The sequence below is a fragment of the Paragemmobacter straminiformis genome (genome assembly GCF_014243445.1).
Lineage (GTDB): Bacteria > Pseudomonadota > Alphaproteobacteria > Rhodobacterales > Rhodobacteraceae > Paragemmobacter > Paragemmobacter straminiformis.
Genome location: NZ_JACLQD010000007.1, coordinates 59,256 through 78,055 on the forward strand (window position 1 = coordinate 59,256; position 18,800 = coordinate 78,055).

The 18,800-nt window shown below is 66.0% G+C and carries 26 protein-coding genes; 16 read left to right on the forward strand and 10 right to left on the reverse strand.

Features of this window, described 5'->3' with window-relative positions; all coding sequences use genetic code 11:
* The first annotated feature begins 48 nt into the window (after window positions 1-48).
* The 4 genes from def (H7F16_RS18510) to fmt are packed head-to-tail and all read left to right on the forward strand — an operon-like array spanning window position 49 to window position 2,463.
* Window positions 49-570 (forward strand): peptide deformylase, encoded by a 522-nt coding sequence (gene def, locus H7F16_RS18510; protein ID WP_185799129.1) that lies wholly within the window; start codon window positions 49-51, stop codon window positions 568-570.
* Window positions 570-1,070, forward strand: a complete 501-nt coding sequence (def, locus tag H7F16_RS18515) for a peptide deformylase (RefSeq protein WP_185799130.1) — start codon at window positions 570-572, stop codon at window positions 1,068-1,070. The genes def (H7F16_RS18510) and def (H7F16_RS18515) overlap by 1 nt, the downstream gene beginning before the upstream one ends.
* The gene (gene def, locus H7F16_RS18520; protein ID WP_185799131.1) at window positions 1,067-1,570 is read left to right on the forward strand and encodes a peptide deformylase; all 504 of its coding nucleotides are present in this window, start codon (window positions 1,067-1,069) and stop codon (window positions 1,568-1,570) included. Before def (H7F16_RS18515) ends, def (H7F16_RS18520) begins: the two co-directional genes overlap by 4 nt.
* On the forward strand, window positions 1,567-2,463 hold the full coding sequence (gene fmt / locus H7F16_RS18525; RefSeq protein WP_185799132.1) for a methionyl-tRNA formyltransferase: 897 nt from the start codon (window positions 1,567-1,569) through the stop codon (window positions 2,461-2,463). Before def (H7F16_RS18520) ends, fmt begins: the two co-directional genes overlap by 4 nt.
* Here fmt and H7F16_RS18530 read toward each other — a convergent pair.
* Window positions 2,455-2,952 (reverse strand): transcriptional regulator, encoded by a 498-nt coding sequence (locus H7F16_RS18530; protein ID WP_185799133.1) that lies wholly within the window; start codon window positions 2,950-2,952, stop codon window positions 2,455-2,457. The two genes, fmt and H7F16_RS18530, sit on opposite strands and share 9 nt — an antisense overlap.
* A gap of 76 nt (window positions 2,953-3,028) precedes the next feature.
* On the opposite strand from H7F16_RS18530, the gene H7F16_RS18535 reads away from it, so the two are divergent.
* The gene (locus H7F16_RS18535; protein ID WP_185799134.1) at window positions 3,029-3,553 is read left to right on the forward strand and encodes a dihydrofolate reductase family protein; all 525 of its coding nucleotides are present in this window, start codon (window positions 3,029-3,031) and stop codon (window positions 3,551-3,553) included.
* Here the strand turns inward: H7F16_RS18535 and H7F16_RS18540 are convergent.
* From H7F16_RS18540 to H7F16_RS18565, 6 genes are all read right to left on the reverse strand, one after another.
* Window positions 3,517-4,155, reverse strand: a complete 639-nt coding sequence (locus H7F16_RS18540) for a TRIC cation channel family protein (RefSeq protein WP_185799135.1) — start codon at window positions 4,153-4,155, stop codon at window positions 3,517-3,519. The two genes, H7F16_RS18535 and H7F16_RS18540, sit on opposite strands and share 37 nt — an antisense overlap.
* Window positions 4,152-4,610 (reverse strand): ribonuclease HI, encoded by a 459-nt coding sequence (rnhA, locus tag H7F16_RS18545; protein ID WP_185799136.1) that lies wholly within the window; start codon window positions 4,608-4,610, stop codon window positions 4,152-4,154. Before rnhA ends, H7F16_RS18540 begins: the two co-directional genes overlap by 4 nt.
* Window positions 4,611-4,755: 145 nt before the next feature.
* Complete coding sequence (locus H7F16_RS18550; RefSeq protein ID WP_185799137.1) at window positions 4,756-5,199, reverse strand: DUF3429 domain-containing protein; 444 nt, start codon at window positions 5,197-5,199, stop codon at window positions 4,756-4,758.
* A 1-nt stretch (window position 5,200) separates the two neighbouring features.
* Window positions 5,201-6,151 carry a 4-hydroxy-3-methylbut-2-enyl diphosphate reductase gene (gene ispH / locus H7F16_RS18555; RefSeq protein ID WP_185799138.1) on the reverse strand — a complete coding sequence of 317 codons (951 nt, stop codon included), beginning with the start codon at window positions 6,149-6,151 and terminating at the stop codon, window positions 5,201-5,203.
* Between the two features lie 93 nt (window positions 6,152-6,244).
* The gene (locus H7F16_RS18560; protein ID WP_185799139.1) at window positions 6,245-6,802 is read right to left on the reverse strand and encodes a hypothetical protein; all 558 of its coding nucleotides are present in this window, start codon (window positions 6,800-6,802) and stop codon (window positions 6,245-6,247) included.
* A 74-nt stretch (window positions 6,803-6,876) separates the two neighbouring features.
* Window positions 6,877-7,452, reverse strand: coding sequence for a LabA-like NYN domain-containing protein (locus tag H7F16_RS18565; protein WP_185799140.1), 576 nt, complete (start codon window positions 7,450-7,452; stop codon window positions 6,877-6,879).
* Window positions 7,453-7,630: 178 nt separating this feature from the next.
* On the opposite strand from H7F16_RS18565, the gene folK reads away from it, so the two are divergent.
* The 8 genes from folK to rnc all read left to right on the forward strand — a co-directional run bounded on the left by folK (window position 7,631) and on the right by rnc (window position 14,423).
* Complete coding sequence (gene folK / locus H7F16_RS18570; protein WP_185799141.1) at window positions 7,631-8,179, forward strand: 2-amino-4-hydroxy-6-hydroxymethyldihydropteridine diphosphokinase; 549 nt, start codon at window positions 7,631-7,633, stop codon at window positions 8,177-8,179.
* A gap of 74 nt (window positions 8,180-8,253) precedes the next feature.
* Window positions 8,254-8,607 (forward strand): DNA-directed RNA polymerase subunit omega, encoded by a 354-nt coding sequence (gene rpoZ, locus H7F16_RS18575; protein ID WP_185799142.1) that lies wholly within the window; start codon window positions 8,254-8,256, stop codon window positions 8,605-8,607.
* Window positions 8,608-8,644: 37 nt separating this feature from the next.
* A complete protein-coding gene (locus H7F16_RS18580) occupies window positions 8,645-10,762 on the forward strand; it encodes a RelA/SpoT family protein (RefSeq protein WP_185799184.1) in 2,118 nt (705 codons plus the stop codon).
* A 76-nt stretch (window positions 10,763-10,838) separates the two neighbouring features.
* A complete protein-coding gene (locus H7F16_RS18585) occupies window positions 10,839-11,486 on the forward strand; it encodes a DUF2062 domain-containing protein (RefSeq protein ID WP_241741526.1) in 648 nt (215 codons plus the stop codon).
* 31 nt (window positions 11,487-11,517) lie between these two features.
* On the forward strand, window positions 11,518-12,273 hold the full coding sequence (locus H7F16_RS18590; RefSeq protein WP_185799144.1) for a pyridoxine 5'-phosphate synthase: 756 nt from the start codon (window positions 11,518-11,520) through the stop codon (window positions 12,271-12,273).
* A gap of 130 nt (window positions 12,274-12,403) precedes the next feature.
* On the forward strand, window positions 12,404-12,847 hold the full coding sequence (acpS, locus tag H7F16_RS18595) for a holo-ACP synthase (RefSeq protein ID WP_185799145.1): 444 nt from the start codon (window positions 12,404-12,406) through the stop codon (window positions 12,845-12,847).
* Between the two features lie 83 nt (window positions 12,848-12,930).
* Window positions 12,931-13,722, forward strand: coding sequence for a signal peptidase I (lepB, locus tag H7F16_RS18600; protein ID WP_185799146.1), 792 nt, complete (start codon window positions 12,931-12,933; stop codon window positions 13,720-13,722).
* Window positions 13,723-13,733: 11 nt separating this feature from the next.
* The gene (gene rnc, locus H7F16_RS18605) at window positions 13,734-14,423 is read left to right on the forward strand and encodes a ribonuclease III (protein WP_185799185.1); all 690 of its coding nucleotides are present in this window, start codon (window positions 13,734-13,736) and stop codon (window positions 14,421-14,423) included.
* Here the strand turns inward: rnc and H7F16_RS18610 are convergent.
* A complete protein-coding gene (locus tag H7F16_RS18610; RefSeq protein ID WP_185799147.1) occupies window positions 14,420-14,932 on the reverse strand; it encodes a thermonuclease family protein in 513 nt (170 codons plus the stop codon). The genes rnc and H7F16_RS18610 overlap by 4 nt on opposite strands.
* Before the next feature lie 161 nt (window positions 14,933-15,093).
* Here H7F16_RS18610 and era point away from each other — a divergent pair, with 161 nt between their 5' ends.
* The 3 genes from era (at window position 15,094) to recO (ending at window position 17,218) form a co-directional block, all read left to right on the forward strand.
* Entirely contained in the window at window positions 15,094-16,008 is a 915-nt protein-coding gene (gene era / locus H7F16_RS18615; RefSeq protein ID WP_185799148.1) for a GTPase Era, read from the forward strand.
* Window positions 16,009-16,104: 96 nt separating this feature from the next.
* Entirely contained in the window at window positions 16,105-16,440 is a 336-nt protein-coding gene (locus H7F16_RS18620; protein ID WP_185799149.1) for a DUF1491 family protein, read from the forward strand.
* Between the two features lie 43 nt (window positions 16,441-16,483).
* Window positions 16,484-17,218 carry a DNA repair protein RecO gene (gene recO, locus H7F16_RS18625; RefSeq protein ID WP_185799150.1) on the forward strand — a complete coding sequence of 245 codons (735 nt, stop codon included), beginning with the start codon at window positions 16,484-16,486 and terminating at the stop codon, window positions 17,216-17,218.
* On the opposite strand, the gene H7F16_RS18630 is transcribed toward recO, so the two are convergent.
* On the reverse strand, window positions 17,184-18,086 hold the full coding sequence (locus tag H7F16_RS18630; RefSeq protein ID WP_185799151.1) for a DMT family transporter: 903 nt from the start codon (window positions 18,084-18,086) through the stop codon (window positions 17,184-17,186). The two genes, recO and H7F16_RS18630, sit on opposite strands and share 35 nt — an antisense overlap.
* Window positions 18,083-18,778, reverse strand: a complete 696-nt coding sequence (gene mnmC2 / locus H7F16_RS18635; protein WP_185799152.1) for a tRNA (5-methylaminomethyl-2-thiouridine)(34)-methyltransferase MnmC2 — start codon at window positions 18,776-18,778, stop codon at window positions 18,083-18,085. Before mnmC2 ends, H7F16_RS18630 begins: the two co-directional genes overlap by 4 nt.
* Window positions 18,779-18,800: the final 22 nt, after the last annotated feature.

Below are 18,800 nucleotides of genomic sequence, written 5' to 3' on the forward strand. Positions count from 1 at the left end.
GCGCCTCGCCCCATTGCGCCAAGCGGCGTCATTTCGTAAATCAGACCCATGATCCGCTCTATCCTGATCCATCCCGATCCGCGCCTCAAGAAGGTCTGCGACCCCGTCACCGGCATCTCGCCGGAAATGGGCAAGCTTGCCGAAGACATGCTCGAAACCATGTATGACGCGCCCGGCATCGGCCTTGCCGCGCCGCAGGTCGGCATCACCAAGCGGCTGATCGTGATGGATTGCGTCAAGACCGAAGGCGAAGCCCCGCGTCCGATGGTGCTGGTGAACCCCGAAATCACCTGGTCCTCCGAAGACCTGTCGACCTATGACGAAGGCTGTCTGTCGATCCCCGACCAATACGCCGAAGTCGATCGCCCCGCCGAGGTGCGCGTGCGCTGGACGGGGCTCGACGGCAAGCAGAACGAGGAACAGTTCAGCGGCATCTGGGCGACCTGCGTGCAGCATGAAATCGACCACCTGAACGGCAAGCTCTTCATCGATTACCTTGGCCCGCTCAAACGCCAGATGATCACCCGCAAGATGGAAAAGCTGAAGCGCGAACGCGCGCGGCAGGGCTGATGGCGGTCTTGCCCGTCCTGCGCTGGCCCGACCGGCGCCTTGCCACCGTTTGCGCCCCCGCCCTGCCGGACGATGCCACCCGCGCCTTGGCCGCCGATATGCTCGACACCATGTATGCCGCTTACGGGCGCGGGCTTGCCGCGCCGCAGGTGGGTGTCCTGACACGGGTTTTCGTCATGGACACCACGTGGAAAGAGGGCAGCCGCGCCCCCCGCGTCTTCCTCAACCCCGAAATCCTGCACCGGTCCGACCGCAGCTTGACCGGCCCCGAGGGGTGTCTTTCCATCCCCGGCATCAGCGCCGATGTGACCCGCGCCGCCGAGATCACGCTGCGCTGGACCGATCCTGACGGGCAGGCGCGGCAAGAAACCCTGTCGGGCTTTGCCGCCATCTGCGCCCAGCATGAAATCGACCATCTCGACGGTCTCGTCACCTTTGACCGCCTCTCGCCCGCAACCCGCGCCGCCCTCGAGGCTGCCTATTCCGCAGGTGCCAAATGACTGTCCGCCCCTGCCTGCCCTGGCCCCACCCCGTGCTGAAGGCACCCGCCGCCACGGTTGCCGCGATCACCCCCGAAATCCGCGCCATCTGGGCCGATATGGTCGATACGATGGACGCAATGCCCGGCTACGGCCTTGCCGCCGTCCAGATCGGCGTGCCGCTGCGCCTTGCGGTGGTCGATTGCTCGACCGAACGCGGTCAGGCCGTGCTGATGGCCAACCCCGAGGTGCTACACGCCTCGGGCCAGTTCCGAGAACATGACGAGGCCTCGCCCAACCTGCCCGGCGTCTCGGCCGTCATCAGCCGCCCGCGCGCGGTGACGGTGCGGTTCCTGAACGCCGAAGGGCAGGTGGAAGATCGCGATTTCGTCCACCTCTGGGCCACATCGGCCCAGCACCAGATCGACCATCTGGCAGGGAAAATGTTCTTCGACCACCTCTCGCCCCTGAAACGCAAGATGCTGCTGGCCAAGGCCGACAAATGGCGGAAACGGGCATGAAACTCGTTTTCATGGGCACGCCCGATTTCTCGGTCCCGATCCTCGAGGCGCTTGCCGCGCGGCACGAGATCGTCGCCGTCTACACCCAGCCCCCGCGCCCTGCCGGACGCGGCAAAAGCCTGCGCCCCACCGCCGTCCATGCCCGGGCCGAGGCGCTGGGCCTGCCCGTCCGCCACCCCGTCAGCCTGAAAACTCCCGAAGCGCAGGCCGATTTCGCCGCCCTGAATGCCGATATCGCGGTGGTCGTGGCCTATGGGCTGATCCTGCCGCAAGCCGTGCTTGATGCACCTCTGCGGGGGTGCCTGAACATCCATGCCTCGCTTCTGCCGCGCTGGCGCGGCGCGGCCCCGATCCACCGCGCCATCATGGCGGGCGATACCGAAACGGGTATCTGCATCATGCAGATGGACGCGGGTCTCGATACCGGCCCCGTCCTGCTGCGGCGCTCTACCCCGATCGGCGCCACCGAAACCACCGCCCGCCTGCATGACCGCCTCTCCGTCATGGGTGCCGACCTCATCGTCGAGGCCCTCGAAAGGCTCGACAGCCTGTCACCCGAACCCCAGCCCGAAAGCGGCGTCACCTATGCCGCCAAGATCGACAAGGCCGAAGCCCGCATCGACTGGACCCGTCCCGCGGCCGAGATCGACCGCCAGATCCGCGGCCTCTCGGTCTTTCCGGGGGCATGGTGCATGGTGGGGAACGAACGCGTCAAACTCCTCGGCTCGCGCCTTGCCGAAGGCAGCGGCGGGGCGGGGCAGGTGCTGCACGGCCTGACCGTCGCGTGCGGTTCCGGCGCGGTCGAGATCACCCTTGCCCAGCGCGAGGGCAAGAAACCGATGGACGCCGCCGAAATCCTGCGCGGCCTGACCCTGCCGGAACGCCTAGCCTAACCGTTTCACGGCATCCTTCAGGCGAAAGCCCTTGCCTCCGGCCATCTGCCACAGCGCCTGCCCTTGCCATGCGGCGAACAGGATCGCCGCCGCCTCGGGGTCGCGCAACCGCGCCGTCAAAAGCGCCTCGACCCGCGCGCGCCATGCCTCGGCCCGCGCCCGCAACGCGGCGTCGCGGAAATCGGCGGCCAGCAGCGCCACATCGCCCGCCCCCGGCGTTCCGCCCCCCAATGCCTTTAGGAAACCTTGCGCGCTCTCCGCCTCGGCCGCCGCGGTTTCGGTCAGCGCATCCAGCCCGTCCCATGCCGCAAGCAAGGCGGCGCGGATCATCCCGTCGCGGCTGCCATAGCGTTGCACAAGGCTTGCCCCCGCAAGGCCCGTCACGCGCGCGACACTGGCAAAGGACACGGCCTTGTCGCCCCCCGCTGCCAACAGGTGGCGCAAGGCAGAGAAAACATCGGCATCCGGAAGGCTGCGGGGTCTGGCCATGCTTTACCTAAACGACTGTTCGTTTATATTGGTGTCCTGCAACATGAAAGGCAAGCCCTTGGCAAAGATTCGCGGAATGATGGCCGCCACCCTCGACGGTTACGTCGCCGATGCGCGGGGCGGTGTCGGCTTTCTGAATGAATTCCAGCATGTCGATTGGGGCTGGTCCGGCTTCATCGCCGAAATCGGCACGGTCGTCATGGGGCGCAAGACCTATGACCACATCTGGCAACTCACCCCCGATTGGCCCTATCCCGACTGCGCGGGCATCGTGCTCGGCCATCCTGCCGAAGCGCTGCACGCCAATTGCACGCTCTGGCGCGATGGTCTCGATGCGCTTGTCGCCCATCTCCGCGCGCTGGACGGCAAGGATGTCTGGATCGTCGGCGGCCCCTCGCTGCAAGCGCAGTTCATCGCCAAAGGCGCGCTCGACAGGCTGGAACTCTGCCTTGTGCCCCGCCTCATCGGCACGGGCATCCGCCTCTTTCCCGATACAGGCGGGCCCGCCCTCCAGCCCCGTCTGCACGCCAGCCGCAGCCTGCCCGAAGGCATGGTCCTGCTCGATTACCGCTTCGGCGCGCGCGGCGGGCGCGAGCGGTAGACAGGCAGCCGCCAGCCCAGCGCCAAAGACCCCGCCCGCAGCACGAAGACCACGGCGGCGCAGGCGGTCAGCGCCGCCCATCCGGCCACCCCGACAGCGCCCAGCGCCACCGCGACCAGCGCGCCCGCAAAGGCGCAGGTGACGTAAAGCTCGCCCTGCTTCAGCACCATCGGCACCTCGTTGCAGACCACATCGCGCATGAGACCCCCCATGCAGCCCGTCACCATCCCCATGACCAGCACCACGGGCCAGCCCATGCCCTCGGACAGGGCGACACCCACCCCCGCCGGAACGGCGATGGCAAGGGCTGCGGCATCCAGCCATTCCAGCGCCCGATAGCGGCTTTCCAGCAAATGCGCGGTCAGGAACACCAGCACCGCCGCCACCGCCGCCACAAGCAGCATCACCGGATCGCTGACCCAAAGCGGCACGCGGTCAAGGATGATGTCCCGCAACGTGCCTCCGCCCACCGCCGTCAGGCTGGCAACGAAGATGAACCCCACGATATCCAGCTGCGACCGCGATGCCGCCAGCGCCCCCGTCAGCGCAAAGACCGCCACCGCGGCATAGTCGAGCCCCGAGACTAGCGCCGCCCCCGTCACGCCTTCACCTTGAACGGTGCCATTCCGGCCCGCGCAAGGGCATCGGCGCGCTCGTTCTCGGCATGGCCCGCATGGCCCTTGATCCAGCGCCACACCACCTTGTGCCGGGCCTGCGCCAGATCGAGCCTTTGCCACAGGTCGACATTCTTTACCGGATCATTCCCCGCCGTGCGCCAGCCCCTGCGCTTCCAGTTGTGGATCCACTCGGTCACGCCGTTCTTCACATAGGCGCTGTCGGTGACGATGGTGATCTCCGAGGCCCGCGCCAGCGCCTCGAGCGCCGAGATCGCCGCCAGCAATTCCATGCGGTTGTTCGTCGTCATCATCTCGCCGCCCGACAGCTCGCGCTCTTTGACGACCTCGCCGCCTTCGCGCGCCAGCATCAGCACGCCCCATCCTCCGGGGCCCGGATTGCCGGAACAGGCACCGTCGGTATAGGCGAAAAGATCGGGCATGGCGGCTCCTTTTTCCCCCGTTTAGGACCCGCGCCTTGCAGGGTCAAACCCCCATTCACCTTTGCCCCAATACTCTCGGGGGGTGAGGCGCCCCGCGCCGGGGGGGGCGGAAAGCCCCCCCGATTTTTCGCAGGAAAATCGTGGCCTACAGCAGCACCACCAGCAGGCAGGCCAGAACGATCAGGGTCAGCAGCACCCGCAGCCGCATCCACCATGCGGGGGCCAGCCCCTGCCGCGCAAAGCTGAAATCCAGCGCAAGCAGCGCCGCAAAGCCCGTGGCCAGCCAAAGGATCGACTCTGCGGTCGTATCCGTGACCATGAAGAATGCCCAAAGCGCGGGAATGACCGACAGGACGTAACCCACCGTCGCCTCGCGTCCCTCGGCCTTGGTGGCAAAGCCCCAAAGCACGCCCGACATGAACGAAAGGATCACCGTGCCATAGGTCACAAGCACCACGGCGCCGACAAAGACGGGCGGCACCAGCCGCATCGCGCCCGATGCAAGCGCGGGCGACAGCGTGGTCGCCGCCCCCCAGACAAAGGGGATCAGCCCCGCAAGGCCCAGAAGCAAAGCCGAACGCGGAATCATCTCAGACCGCCTCGCGCAGGATGCGGGGAACCTTGAACTCCACGTTCTCCACCGCCGTCTCGACCCGTTCCACCGTCGTGTCGAAACGCGCGCGGAAGGCGTCGACCACCTCGTTCACCAGCAATTCCGGTGCCGAAGCCCCCGCCGTCACCCCGACCGACCTGATGCCTTCCAGCGCGCGCCAGTCGATATCGGTTGCCCGCTGCACCAGTTGCGCATAGGCGCAGCCCGCCGCCGAACCCACCTCGACCAGCCGTTTCGAGTTGCTGGAATTCGGCGCGCCGATCACCAGAAGCGCGTCGATCCTGCCCGCAATCGCCTTGACCGCCGCCTGACGGTTGGTTGTTGCATAGCAGATATCTTCCTTGTGGGGGCCGATGATCGCCGGAAACCGCGCCTGCAAGGCCGCAACGATGCCCGCCGTGTCGTCCACCGACAGGGTCGTCTGGGTGATGAAGGCCAGTTTTGCCGAATCACGCACCACCAGACCGGCGACATCCTCGGCCGTTTCGACCAGCAGAACCTCGCCCTCGGGCAACTGGCCCATCGTGCCCACCGTCTCGGGGTGGCCGGCATGGCCGATCATCACCATCTGCAGCCCGTTCTCGTAATGCCGCTGGGCTTCGTTATGGACCTTTGTCACCAGCGGACAGGTCGCGTCCACCGCGATCATCTCGCGCCGCGCGGCCTCGGCCGGAACCGATTTCGGCACCCCGTGGGCGGAAAAGATCACCGGCCTGTCGGTCGGGGCCTCGTCCAGCTCCTCGACAAAGATCGCCCCTTTGGCGCGCAGGTCGTCCACCACGAATTTGTTGTGGACGATCTCGTGGCGCACATAGACGGGCGCGCCCCATTTCTGCAAAGCCATCTCGACGATCTTGATCGCGCGGTCCACACCGGCGCAGAACCCGCGTGGCGCGGCGAGGTAAAGGGTCAGCGGGGGCAGGGACATCGGGGCCTCGGTTCTCAGCTATCGCCCTAGACCTAAGGCGAAACCGCCTGCGGGTCCACAGGGCAAGCGCGGCCCGCCCTGTCGCCGTCGGGGTCAGTCGGCAAAGCCTTCCCAGTATCCGGCAAAGGCATCCTTGGCCTTTCCATCGGCAAAGGCGCGGGCCGGCACGATGATCGTTCCGCTGCGGGAATGCAGGAAAACATGGCTTTCCGTCTCGATCACATCGCGCAGCGCCTCGGCCCCGAGGGCCAGCGGCTTGCGGCCGTCGGCACGGGTTTCGACCAGACGGCGCGGCCAGACTTCCAGCGTCACCTCTACCTCCGAAGCGACCCGCTCGGCACTGCGCCGCGCCAGATCGCGGCGGTGCGCCAGCATCATTGCGCCAAAGGGGGCCAGCAGGATGACAAGGGCGATCGCGTTGGAATGCAGCCGCGACAGCCAGTCGGGCAAGTGGCGCGTCACCGTCACCAGAAGGCTTATCCCCACCATCAGCGAAATCCCCAGCCCCGCGCGGTTGCGCTTGCGCGCGGCGGGGTTGAGCCGCTCCCAGGCCCGCGCATCCGCAGGCGTCAGAAGGTAGGTCAGAACCGTGTCCGGCGCGCGTTTCGCAACGGAAGGTTCGGTTTCGGCATCGACCGTGGCCGTCATCATATCCGCATGTCCCGCCCCGTCGGGGGCCGTCTTCCAAGGGTCCGCCCCGGGCAGGGCGGACTGCCGTGGCGGTGCTATTTCGCCTGCGTCTCGATCTCTTCGCGCTCCATCGGGCGCGGGTCGCGCGGCGGGCGTCCGATGACGTCGCGCAACTCGTCCAGCTCGATGAAATTGTCGGCCTGACGGCGCAATTCGTCAGCGATCATCGGCGGTTGGCTGCGGATGGTCGACACCACCGAAACGCGCACGCCCTGACGTTGCAGGCTTTCCACCAGCGGGCGGAAATCGCCGTCGCCGGAAAACAGCACGATATGGTCGACGCGCGGCGCAAGCTCCATGGCATCGACCGTCAGCTCGATGTCCATATTGCCCTTCACCTTCCGGCGGCCCTGGCTGTCGGTGTATTCCTTGGCGGGCTTCGTCACCATGGTGAAGCCGTTGTAATGCAGCCAATCCACCAGCGGGCGGATGGGCGAGTATTCGTCGTTCTCGAGCAGCGCGGTGTAGTAAAAGGCGCGCAGCAGTTTGCCGCGCCGCATGAACTCTTGCCGCAAAAGCTTGTAGTCTATGTCGAAGCCCAATGCCTTGGCTGCGGCGTAAAGATTGGACCCGTCAATGAACAGCGCCAGCCGTTCGTCCTTGTAAAACATCGTGCTTTCCCCTCAAAAAGCAGTCGCTCGAACGCACTGGCCCAAGCCGGAAAAAAGTTAGGTCAATGACTTCTTGTTCCCCGACCCAGCGATATCAGCGCGACCACGGGCCCGACAAGTCAAGATATACGAAAGGTGAAGGATATTGGCAGCCCGAAACGATCAACTTTTGGTTGCAATGGGCGCAAATCTGCCGATCGGCGGGCAGGACCCCGCCGAAACGCTGCGCCTTGCCTTTCTGGCGCTGGCTGATTCGGGTCTTTCGGGCCTGCGCCTCAGCCCGCTTTACGCCACCCCGTGCTTTCCCGCGGGGGCCGGTCCCGATTATGTGAACGCCGCCATCGCCGGTCCGCTGCCCTCGGGTTGGGATGCCGCGCGGGTCCTTGCCACCCTCCACGCGGTCGAGGACCGCTTCGGCCGCCTGCGCGAAACCCGCTGGGGGATGCGGACGCTCGACCTCGACCTTTTGGCCTTCGGTCAGGCCGTGCTGCCCGATGCGCAGACCCACGCCCGCTGGCGCGGCCTCGACCCCGCCTTCCAGGCGCGCGAGACGCCCTCGGGCCTGATCCTGCCGCATCCGCGCCTGCAGGACCGCAGCTTCGTTCTGGTGCCGCTGGCCGATGTGGCCCCCGACTGGCGCCATCCGGTTCTGGGGCTGACCGTGGCGGAAATGCTGGCGGCAAGACCCCCCGCCGAACGTGCCGAAGTCGTGCCGTTGCGGGTTTGATTCAAGGCTTGTCAAGGCCAAGCCCTGCCATTACATAGGCCGTTCATTGCCCCCCATCCGAACTGGAGCAGCATATGGCCCGCGTGACGGTCGAAGATTGCGTTGACAAAGTGCCGAACCGGTTTGAGCTGGTGATGCTCGCCGCCCATCGTGCGCGCGAGATCCAGTCGGGTTCGCCGCTGACGATCGACCGCGACAACGACAAGAACCCCGTCGTCTCGCTGCGCGAGATCGCCGAGGAAACGCAAAGCGCCGATGTCCTGCGCGAGCGGATGATCGAAAGCTACCAGACCCAGATCGAGGTCGACGAGCCGGAAGATGACCAGATGGCACTTCTGATGTCGGGCGAAATCGACCGTCCGATGCAGGACGACATGTCCGAAGAAAAGATCCTGCGCGCGCTGATGGAAGCGCAGGGCGACAACTGACCGGTCGGCCATTGGGCCGACCCCGCGCGGGGCGATGATGATCGACGTCGAAGACCTCATCGCCCTCGTCCGCAACTACAATCCGCGCACCAATGCCGACCTGATCCGCAGGGCCTATGCCTACGGCTTCCAGATGCATGACGGTCAGGTGCGCAAATCGGGTGAACCCTATTTCACCCACCCCGTCGCCGTCGCGGCCATCCTCACCGAGCAGCGGCTTGACGATGCCACCATCGTCACCGCCCTGCTGCACGACACGATCGAGGACACCCGCTCGACCTATACCGAAGTGTCCGAGATGTTCGGAACCGAGGTTGCCGAACTGGTCGATGGCGTCACCAAGCTGACCAACCTCCAGCTCTCCTCGGCGCAAAGCCAGCAGGCGGAAAACTTCCGCAAGCTGTTCATGGCGATGTCCAAGGACCTGCGCGTCATCCTCGTCAAGCTGGCCGACCGTCTGCACAACATGCGCACGATCAAAAGCATGTCGCCCGAGAAGCAGGCGCAAAAGGCCCGCGAGACGATGGAGATCTTTGCCCCGCTCGCTGGCCGGATGGGGATGCAATGGATGCGCGAGGAACTCGAAGACCTCGCCTTCCGCGTGCTGAACCCCGACGCGCGCAACTCGATCATCCGCCGCTTCATCACGCTGCAACGCGAAGCGGGCGACGTGGTCCACAAGATCACCGCCGACATCCGTATCGAACTGGAAAAGGTGCAGGTCGAGGCCGACGTCTACGGCCGCGCCAAGAAGCCCTATTCCATCTGGCGCAAGATGCAGGAGAAGGACCTCGCCTTCTCGCGCCTGTCCGACATCTACGGCTTTCGCGTCATCTGCGCCTCGGTGGCGGATTGCTACCGCATCCTCGGCGTGATCCACGGCCGCTGGCGCGCCGTGCCGGGGCGGTTCAAGGATTACATCAGCCAGCCCAAGAACAACGGCTACCGCTCGATCCATACCACCGTCTCGGGCCGCGACGGAAAGCGGGTCGAAGTGCAGATCCGCACCCGCGAAATGCACGAAGTGGCCGAAGCCGGCGTCGCCGCGCATTGGAGCTATCGCGAAGGCGTGCGCGCGGTGAACCCCTTTGCCGTCGATCCGGCGAACTGGATCGCCACCCTGACCGAACGGTTCGACGAAGGCGATCACGACGAATTCCTCGAACACGTGAAAATGGAGATGTACTCCGATCAGGTGTTCTGCTTCACGCCCAAGGGCGATGTGATCCAGCTTCCGCGCGGGGCCACGCCGCTCGATTACGCCTATGCCATCCACACGCGCATCGGCAACTCTTGCGTCTCGGCCAAGGTCGACGGCATCCGCGTGCCGCTCTGGACACGGCTGAAGAACGGCCAGTCGGTCGAGATCATCACCGCCGAGGGCCAGCGCCCGCAGGCAAGCTGGATCGACATCGTGACCACGGGCCGCGCCAAGGCCGCGATCCGCAAATCCCTGCGCGAGGAAGACCGTGGCCGCTTCGTCAAGCTGGGTCAGGAACTCGCCCGCGCGGCCTTTGACCATGTCGGCAAGAAGGCTTCCGACAAGGCGCTGCGCACGGCGGCCAAGATGATGGGTCTGGCCGACGAGATGGACCTGATGGCCCGCCTCGGCTCGGCCGAAATCACCGCGCGGCGCGTGGTGGAACTGCTCTATCCCGAACTTGCCCGCAAACAGGCGGACGAGGTCGACGGCACCCGCCCCGTCGTCGGCCTTTCAGATGACCAGTCCTTCCGCCGCGCGCCCTGCTGCCAGCCCGTGCCGGGCGAGCGCATCGTCGGCATCACCTATCGCGGTCAGGGCGTGGTCGTGCATGCCATCGACTGCCCCGCGCTGGAAGAATTCGAGGAACAGCCCGGCCGCTGGGTCGACCTGCACTGGCACTCGGGCCGCCATGCCGCGGTCCATACCGTCAGCTTCGAAATCACCATTTCCAATGACGCCGGCGTGCTTGGCCGGATATGCACCTTGATCGGCGAGCAGAAGGCCAATATCTCGGACCTGAGGTTCACCGACCGCAAGCCGGATTATTACCGGCTGATCATCGACGTGGACCTCCGCGATGTCGAGCATCTGCACATGGTCATGACCGCTTTGGAGGCCGAGACCGACGTGGCCCAGATTTCCCGCCACCGCGATCTGACGCGCAAGCCCTGAAACGGGCACATCGGGGGACTTTTACTTGGTTTTCAAGCGGCGCAACCCTCGGACCCTTTGGGGCTGGACGCGCGAGATGGTCTATCCCCAAGGCGGCTTCAAACGCGCCACCCAATATGTCCTGCACCGCATGCGCCGCCTGCCGGACCAGCCCCACCGCATCGCGCGGGGGGTGTTCGCGGGGTCGCTTGTCGGGTTCCTGCCGCTGCCGGGCATGCAGTTCATCGCCGCATGGGCCGCATCGCGCGCGGTGAACGGAAACCTCTTGGCGGCGCTGCTGGCGACCTTCAACACCAACCCGATCACGACGCCCTTCTTCGCCGTCTTCGCCATGTCCTTCGGCCACTGGATCATGGGCATCCAGAAGCCGCTGACCGCCGGTTACATCGGGCGTGCCTTCGGCAATGCGGGCGAGGATCTCTGGTTCAACTTCCTTGCGATCTTCGGCCCCGAACACACCCGCTGGGACGGGTTGCTCCAGTTCTGGCGCGAAATCTACCTGCCCTATTTCATCGGCGCCCTGATCCCCGGCCTCGTCTTGTCGGCGATCTTCTACTACCTGACGATACCGCTGGTCATGGCCTACCAGAAGGCGCGCGCGGCCAAGGCCAAGGAACGCCACGAACGCCGCAAAAGCCTGCGCGAGGCGCTGGCGGCGGCGGCGGCGAAACTCAAGCGCGAAACCGCCAAAGGCGGGGATGACGAAGCCCCCCCCGCGCCCTAGTATCCCCGATGACCAAAGAAGGATTGCGGCGATGAAACCCCTCGGACGACTGCGGCTTGGCGTGAACATCGACCACGTGGCGACGGTTCGCAACGCGCGCGGCTCGGCCTGGCCCGACCCTTTGCGCGCCGCCCTGCTGGCCGAAGCCTCGGGTGCCGACGGCATAACCGCCCACCTGCGCGAAGACCGCCGCCACATCCGCGATTCCGATATCGAGGCACTGGCGGCCGGATTGCGCATCCCGCTCAACTTCGAATGCGCCGCGACCGACGAGATGAAGGCCATCGCCCTGCGCCTGCGCCCCCATGCCGTCTGCCTCGTGCCGGAAAAGCGCGAGGAGCGCACGACCGAGGGCGGGCTCGACGTGGCGGGCGATGCCGCGCGCCTGACCGATTATGTCGCCGAACTGCGCGCGGCAGGGTGCCGCGTGTCGATGTTCATCGGCCATGACCCGCGCCAGATCGAAGCCTCGGCCGCCATCGGTGCTGCCGTGGTCGAACTGCACACCGGGCTTTATTCCGAACTTCACGCCGAAGATCGCCATGCCGAAACCGAAGCCGAATTGCACGGCCTGCAAAAAGGCGCGGCACTGGCCCATTCGCTGGGGCTTGAAGTCCACGCAGGCCACGGGCTGACCTATGACAACGTGGCCCCCATTGCCGCGATGCCGCAGGTGATGGAGTTGAACATTGGTCATTTCCTGATCGGCGAGGCGATCTATCGCGGGCTGGACGGCGCGCTTGATGAAATGCGCCGCCGCATGGATCAGGCACGCGAGGGGCTGTGAGCGTGGGTTTTTCTGCGAAAAATCCAGCCGGCGAATTTTCTGCGAAAATTCGGGCCACAGACTCCGGCGCTGAATTTTCGCAGAAAATTCGTTGCGAAAGATTTTCGCAGAAAATCTTCGGTCTGCGCGCATGATCCTCGGCATCGGATCGGACCTTGCGAATATCGAACGGATCGAGGCGACCATCGCCCGCTTCGGAGACCGGTTCCTGAACCGCGTATTCACCGAACGCGAACAGCGCAAGGCGCAAAGCCGCCCCCGCGCCATCGCGGCCACCTATGCCAAGCGCTGGGCCGCGAAAGAGGCCTGTTCCAAGGCGCTGGGCACCGGCCTGCGCATGGGCATCTCGTGGCGCGACATGGCGGTGTCGAACCTGCGCTCGGGCCAACCGGTGATGCATGTGACGGGATGGGCCGCCGAACGCCTTGCCGCCATGACCCCCGCAGGGCATGAAGCGGTGATCCATGTCACCCTGACCGACGACCACCCTTGGGCGCAGGCTTTCGTGGTGATCGAGGCCCGACTGATCGCCGACCCGATCGCCCCCCTTTCCGCCGCCCAAACGCTGCCGTGATGGCGGCGAACTTGACTCCCGCGCGCCCCCCGCGCATGTAGCCCCGAACGCCGCCAAGCGGCCCCTTGTAAGGTAAGACGAGCATGGCGAAAAGCACGGCGAAGCACGATGGCGGGCTGATGGAGACGATCAAGACCGTCGTCTACGCCCTGTTGATCGCGGGCGTCTTCCGCACCCTGTTCTTCCAGCCCTTCTGGATCCCCTCGGGATCGATGAAGGACACGCTGCTGATCGGCGATTTCCTCTTCGTCAACAAGATGGCCTACGGCTATTCGCAATTCTCCTGCCCCTTCTCGCTCTGCCCGATCTCGGGCCGCATTCTTGGCGGCGAACCGCAGCGCGGCGATGTGGTGGTGTTCCGCCACCCCGTCAACGGCACCGATTTCATCAAGCGGCTCATCGGCCTTCCGGGCGATACGGTGCAGATGAAGGATGGCGTGCTGTTCCTCAACGGGACCAAGGTTCCGCAGGAACCGGCGGGCACCTTCGAAGAGGTCTACGAAAAGCAGGGTCCGATGGGCAACCTGCCGCGCTGCGAGAACGGCCCCGTGGGCGAAGGCGGCATCTGCACCTCGTCGCGCTTCCGCGAAACGCTGCCCAATGGCGTGGTGCATAACATCCTCAACATCGACAATGCCGGATTTGCCGACAATACCGATGTGTTCACCGTGCCGCCGGGGCATTACTTCTTCATGGGCGACAACCGCGACAATTCGCAGGACAGCCGCTTCGGGCAGGCGGTGGGCGGCGTGGGCTTCGTGCCCGCCGAATACCTGATCGGCCGCGCCGACCGCGTGATCTTCTCCTCGGCGGGCCGGTCGATGCTCTATTTCTGGACGTGGCGGCCCGACCGCTTCTTCAAGGCGATCGAGTGACCAAGCCGGGCGTGAAACTCGCCGCGGATCTCGCGGCTTTCGCGGCCCGCATCGGCCACGACTTCCGCCGCCCCGAGCTTTTGCTCAGGGCGGTGACCCATTCCTCGCTCTCCTCGGCCACGCGCCCCTCGAACGAACGGTTCGAGTTTCTGGGCGACCGCGTGCTGGGCCTGTCCATCTCGACCGCCCTGTTCCACGCCGATGGCACCGCCGCCGAAGGCCAGCTTGCCCCCCGCTTCAACGCCCTTGTCCGGCAAGAGACCTGCGCCGAGGTCGCGCGCGAGATCGGCTTGGGCGATGTGCTGAAACTTGGCCGTTCCGAAATGATGTCGGGCGGGCGGCGCAAAGAGGCGCTGCTCGGTGACGCGATGGAAGCGCTCATTGCCGCCGTCTACCTCGACGCGGGGTTCGAGACCGCGCGCGATCTGGTTCTGCGCCTTTGGGGCAGCCGCATCGCCGAGGCCGAGGTCAACGCCCGTGATCCGAAATCCGCGCTTCAGGAATGGGCGCAGGCCCGCGGCCTGCCGCCGCCGGCCTATGTGGAAACCGGCCGCGACGGTCCCGACCATCAACCCGTTTTCACGGTCGAGGCCCGGCTCACCACCGGAGACTCCGCCGCAGGCCGTGCCAATGGCAAGCGTGCGGCGGAACAGGCAGCGGCCAAGGCGCTGCTGGCACGTGTCGAAGCCGCGGGCGATTAGGCCGCGGCGTCAAACCCCTCGCCGCGCTGGCGCATGTCGGCCCGCCAAAAGCGCGCCCGCGCCTCGCGGGTTTCCAGCGCCCGGTACTCGCCTTGCGAATAAAGCGGCCAATCCAGCGCATGGCCGGCCTGCACCATCGCCGCCGCGAGATCACGCCCGTCGGGCAACCGGCACCGCGCCATGACCAGACCGGGCAGCGGAACCGCCTCGACCACCAGCGAAAGCCGCTTGCCGCGACACAGCCGGATCAGGGCATATTTCGCCTCGACCCCCCAGGGCTGGTCGCTGGCAGGGGCCTCGATTCCCCACAGGCGCACCACGACCCCGTCGACCATAAGCGTGTCGCCGTCGATGACACGGGCCGCCCCGCCAAGGGTCTGGCCGACCGCAAGCGCCCTGTCGACAGGGGCGACCTGCACGGGCAACGGATCACTGATCGCGGCAAGGGGGGATTCGGAAACGGCGCTTGCGCCGAAAAATCTGCTGAAAAGCAGGTTCAGGATACTCATGACACACACCACTGGTTACACACGTGAATCAAGGTTAACGCAGACTTCGCGGCAGGAAAAGCGATTTTACGGGATGCGGCCTTTCGCGCATTCGTGGATAAAGGTGGCACCTTGCCCCTATTTCCAGTAAGCGACCCCCTGACTTCTGAATGAGGACTGGAATGACCACCGACAAGCGCGCGGGCTTCGTCGCCCTGATCGGCGAACCCAATGCCGGTAAATCGACGCTGCTGAACCGCATGGTCGGGGCCAAGGTCTCGATCGTGACGCACAAGGTGCAGACCACCCGCACCCGCATCCGTGGCGTCTGCATGGCGGGCAATGCGCAGATCGTCTTTGTCGACACGCCCGGCCTGTTCCGCCCGCGCCGCAGGCTCGACCGCGCGATGGTTGCCGCCGCTTGGGGCGGCGCCGCCGATGCCGATATCATTGTCCTGCTGATCGAAGCGCATCGCGGCATGACCGAAGGTGTCAAGGCGATCGTCGACAACCTCAAGGACAAGATCCCGCGCGGCACGCAGGTGGCGCTGGCGATCAACAAGATCGACAAGATCAAGGCCGAGAACCTGCTCCGCCTGACCGAGGCGATGAACGAGGCCTTCCCCTTCGCCCGCACTTTCATGATCAGCGCCGAGCGCGGTTACGGGGTCGAGACGTTGCGCGACTGGCTGGCCGAAGAGGTGCCGCAGGGCGAATGGTTCTACCCCGAAGACCAGATTGCCGACCTGCCCATGCGCATGATCGCCGCCGAGATGACGCGCGAGAAACTGACCCTGCGCCTGCACGAGGAATTGCCCTACCAGCTCACCGTCGAGACGGAAAAATGGGAAGACCGCAAGGATGGATCGGTCCGCATCGACCAGATCATCTATGTCGCGCGCGACGGGCACAAGGGCATCATCCTTGGCGCGGGGGGCGAGACGATCAAGATCATCGGCCAGCAGGCCCGGGCCGAGATTGCGGCCTTCCTCGACCGTCCGGTGCATCTGTTCCTGCAAGTGAAGGTGCGCCCGAACTGGCTGGAAGAGAAAGAGCGCTATTCCGAGATGGGGCTTGAATTCAAGGACGGCGACTGATCCCCGGCGGCGGCCCCTGCGGCCAAGGCCGGGAGGGCTGTCTGCCCTCCCGGACCCTCCCGAGGATATTTGGGGCAAGAGGAAGGGGCGGGGCGCATGTCTGTCCGTCTGACCAGCGAGCTTTGGGTTTCCGCCTATCTGAACCGGCTGCGGCTGGCGGATATTCCGGTCTATGTGACAGCCCGGGGCGATGCCACGGCGGGGGCGGTGATCGTGAAATCGGCGACGCTTGACGGCAAGGCGCGCGCCTTCCAGCGATCGGTCGATTTCGCCACGGGCGGGCGCGTCTGGGTGGTGCTTGCCGAAGGGGAAGAGGCCGATGTCGATGCCCTTCTGGCCCGCCAGCGCGCCCGTGACCGCGACCTGTGGGTGATCGAGGTCGAGGACCGCCAAGGCCGCACCCTGCTCGGGGAAGACGGTCTGAGCGACTGACCGCGCTTGCCTTCCATGCGGCGGGAGGGGAATAGTCTGCCCTATGGAATGGCGCGACGAAGGCCTTTTGCTCTCGGTCCGGCCGCATGGCGAATCGGCGGCGATCATCGAGGTGTTCACGGCGGCGCATGGCCGCCACGCGGGCGTCGTGCGCGGCGGCGGCTCGCGCAAGATGGCGGCCACCCTTCAGGCGGGAACCCAGCTTCAGGTGGCATGGCGCGCGCGGCTCGAAGGGCATATCGGCGCCTTCACGGTGGAACCCCTGCGCAGCCGTGCCGCGCTTTTGTCCGACCATCTTGCCCTTTCGGGCCTGAATGCGCTTTGCGCCCTTCTGCATGCCGCCCTGCCCGAACGCGAGGCGCATGTCCCGCTCTGGCGCGCCACCATGCCGCTTCTCGATGCGATGGAGCGCGGCGCTGACTGGCTGCCCGACTACCTGCGCTGGGAGATGCTGCTTCTCGACGAACTCGGCTTCGGGCTGGATCTTTCGCGCTGCGCCGTGACGGGGGCACGCGACGATCTGGCCTATGTCTCGCCCAAGACGGGCCGCGCCGTCAGCCGTGCGGGGGCCGGAGACTGGGCCGCGCGCCTGCTTCCCCTGCCGCAGGTGCTGATGGGGCAGGGCAGCGCCACCCGCGCCGAGATCGGGCAGGGTCTTGCCATCACCGGCCATTTCCTCGGGCGCGAACTGTCGTCGCTGAACGACCGTCCGCTGCCCGAAGCGCGGGCGCGGCTGCTCGCACTTATTGCGCGGGGCGCCGGGCCTGCTGCGCCTTGACCCATTGCCGCCACAGGGTGAACAGCCCCGCCGCCACCACCAGCGCCGCGCCGATCACGACATTTGTCCGCAGCGTCTCGCCGAAAAGCAAAAGCCCGATCCCCGAAATCCAGACCAGTTGCAGATAGGCAAAGGGCTGGATGGCCGAGGCTTCGGCCACCGCAAAGGCGCGGATCAGCAGCCAGTGGCCCAGACTGGCCGTGCAGCACAGCGCCCCCATCCAGATCCAGTCGCTTGCCGCCATCGGCACCCAGAACCAGATGCCGACCAGCGTCATCCACGCCGCACCGCCGAAGCCGGTCCAGAAATAGCTGACCGAGGCGCTGTCCTTGCGGGCGACGTAGCGGGTCAGCAGTCCGTAGATGGCAAAGAGCAACGACGACAGCAGTGGCAGCAGCGCCCAGGGCGAAAACACCGCCACGCCGGGTTGCAGGATGATCAGCACTCCGACAAAGCCGACCATGATCGCGGACCAGCGCCGCCAGCCGACCTTTTCCCCCAGAATCGGCCCCGACAGGGCGGCGACCAGCAGCGGATAGCAGGTAAAGACCGCATGGCTTTCCACCAGCCCCAGCTTGACGAAAGCCACGACGAGGATGCAGACCTCGAGCACCAGCAACAGCCCGCGGATCGCCTGCGCCAGCGGGAAATGCGTATGCGTCGCGGCACGGATGCCCCCCGGTTGCCGCGCGGCCAGCACCATGACGAAGGCCGCAAAGAACCAGAAGCGGATCATCACCACCATCTGCACCGGATAGAGCGCCCCCAGATGGCGCGAAATCCCGTCCTGCGCGGCAAAGACGATCGTCGTTGCGATCATCAGCCAGACTCCCAGCCGCGTGTTCTGCGTGGTCGCGTTCTGGCTCATACCTTCGTTCCTGTCGTCATATGGCGCTTGCGCCCGTGTCCGGCCTGCCGCGTGACGGCAAATCCCGCCGCCTCGAGCGAGCGGCGCACATGGCCCGCCGCCGTATAGGTGGCAAAGCTGCCGCCTGCCGCCGTGTGGCGGCCCACCTCGGCCATGATCTCGGGCGACCAGAGTTCGGGGTTCTTGGCGGGCGAGAACCCGTCGAGAAACCACGCATCGGCGCGGCCCTGCCATGCCGGCAGCGTGTCGCGCGCATCGCCAAGGATCACCTGCGCCTCGATCCCGGCAAGGGCGATCCGTTTCACGCCACCCGCAGGCGCGTTGTCCCATTGCGACAGGAAAGGCCCCGCCACGGCATGGGCCTCGGGAAAGTGGCGCAGGGCGCGGGCGATGTCGGTCGCGGGCAGGGGATAGGCCTCGAAACTGGTATAGCGCAGCCCGCCGCGCCGGCCCGTCTGCGTCCATGCGATCAGCAGGGCGAGCAGGTTCAACCCCGTCCCGAAGCCCAGTTCCGCCACATGGAAACCGTCCGCCAGCCGATCGGGCAATCCGTTTCCGGCCAGAAAGACATGCCGCGTTTCGGCCAGTCCGTCGGCAAGCGAGAAATAGGGGTCATCGAAGCGGGTCGAGACGGGGATCACCCCGTCCTTCCACGCGACACCCGCGTCCGCGCCCTGTTCGCCGCTGCCCATTTGCCCTAAACCCTTGATCGGC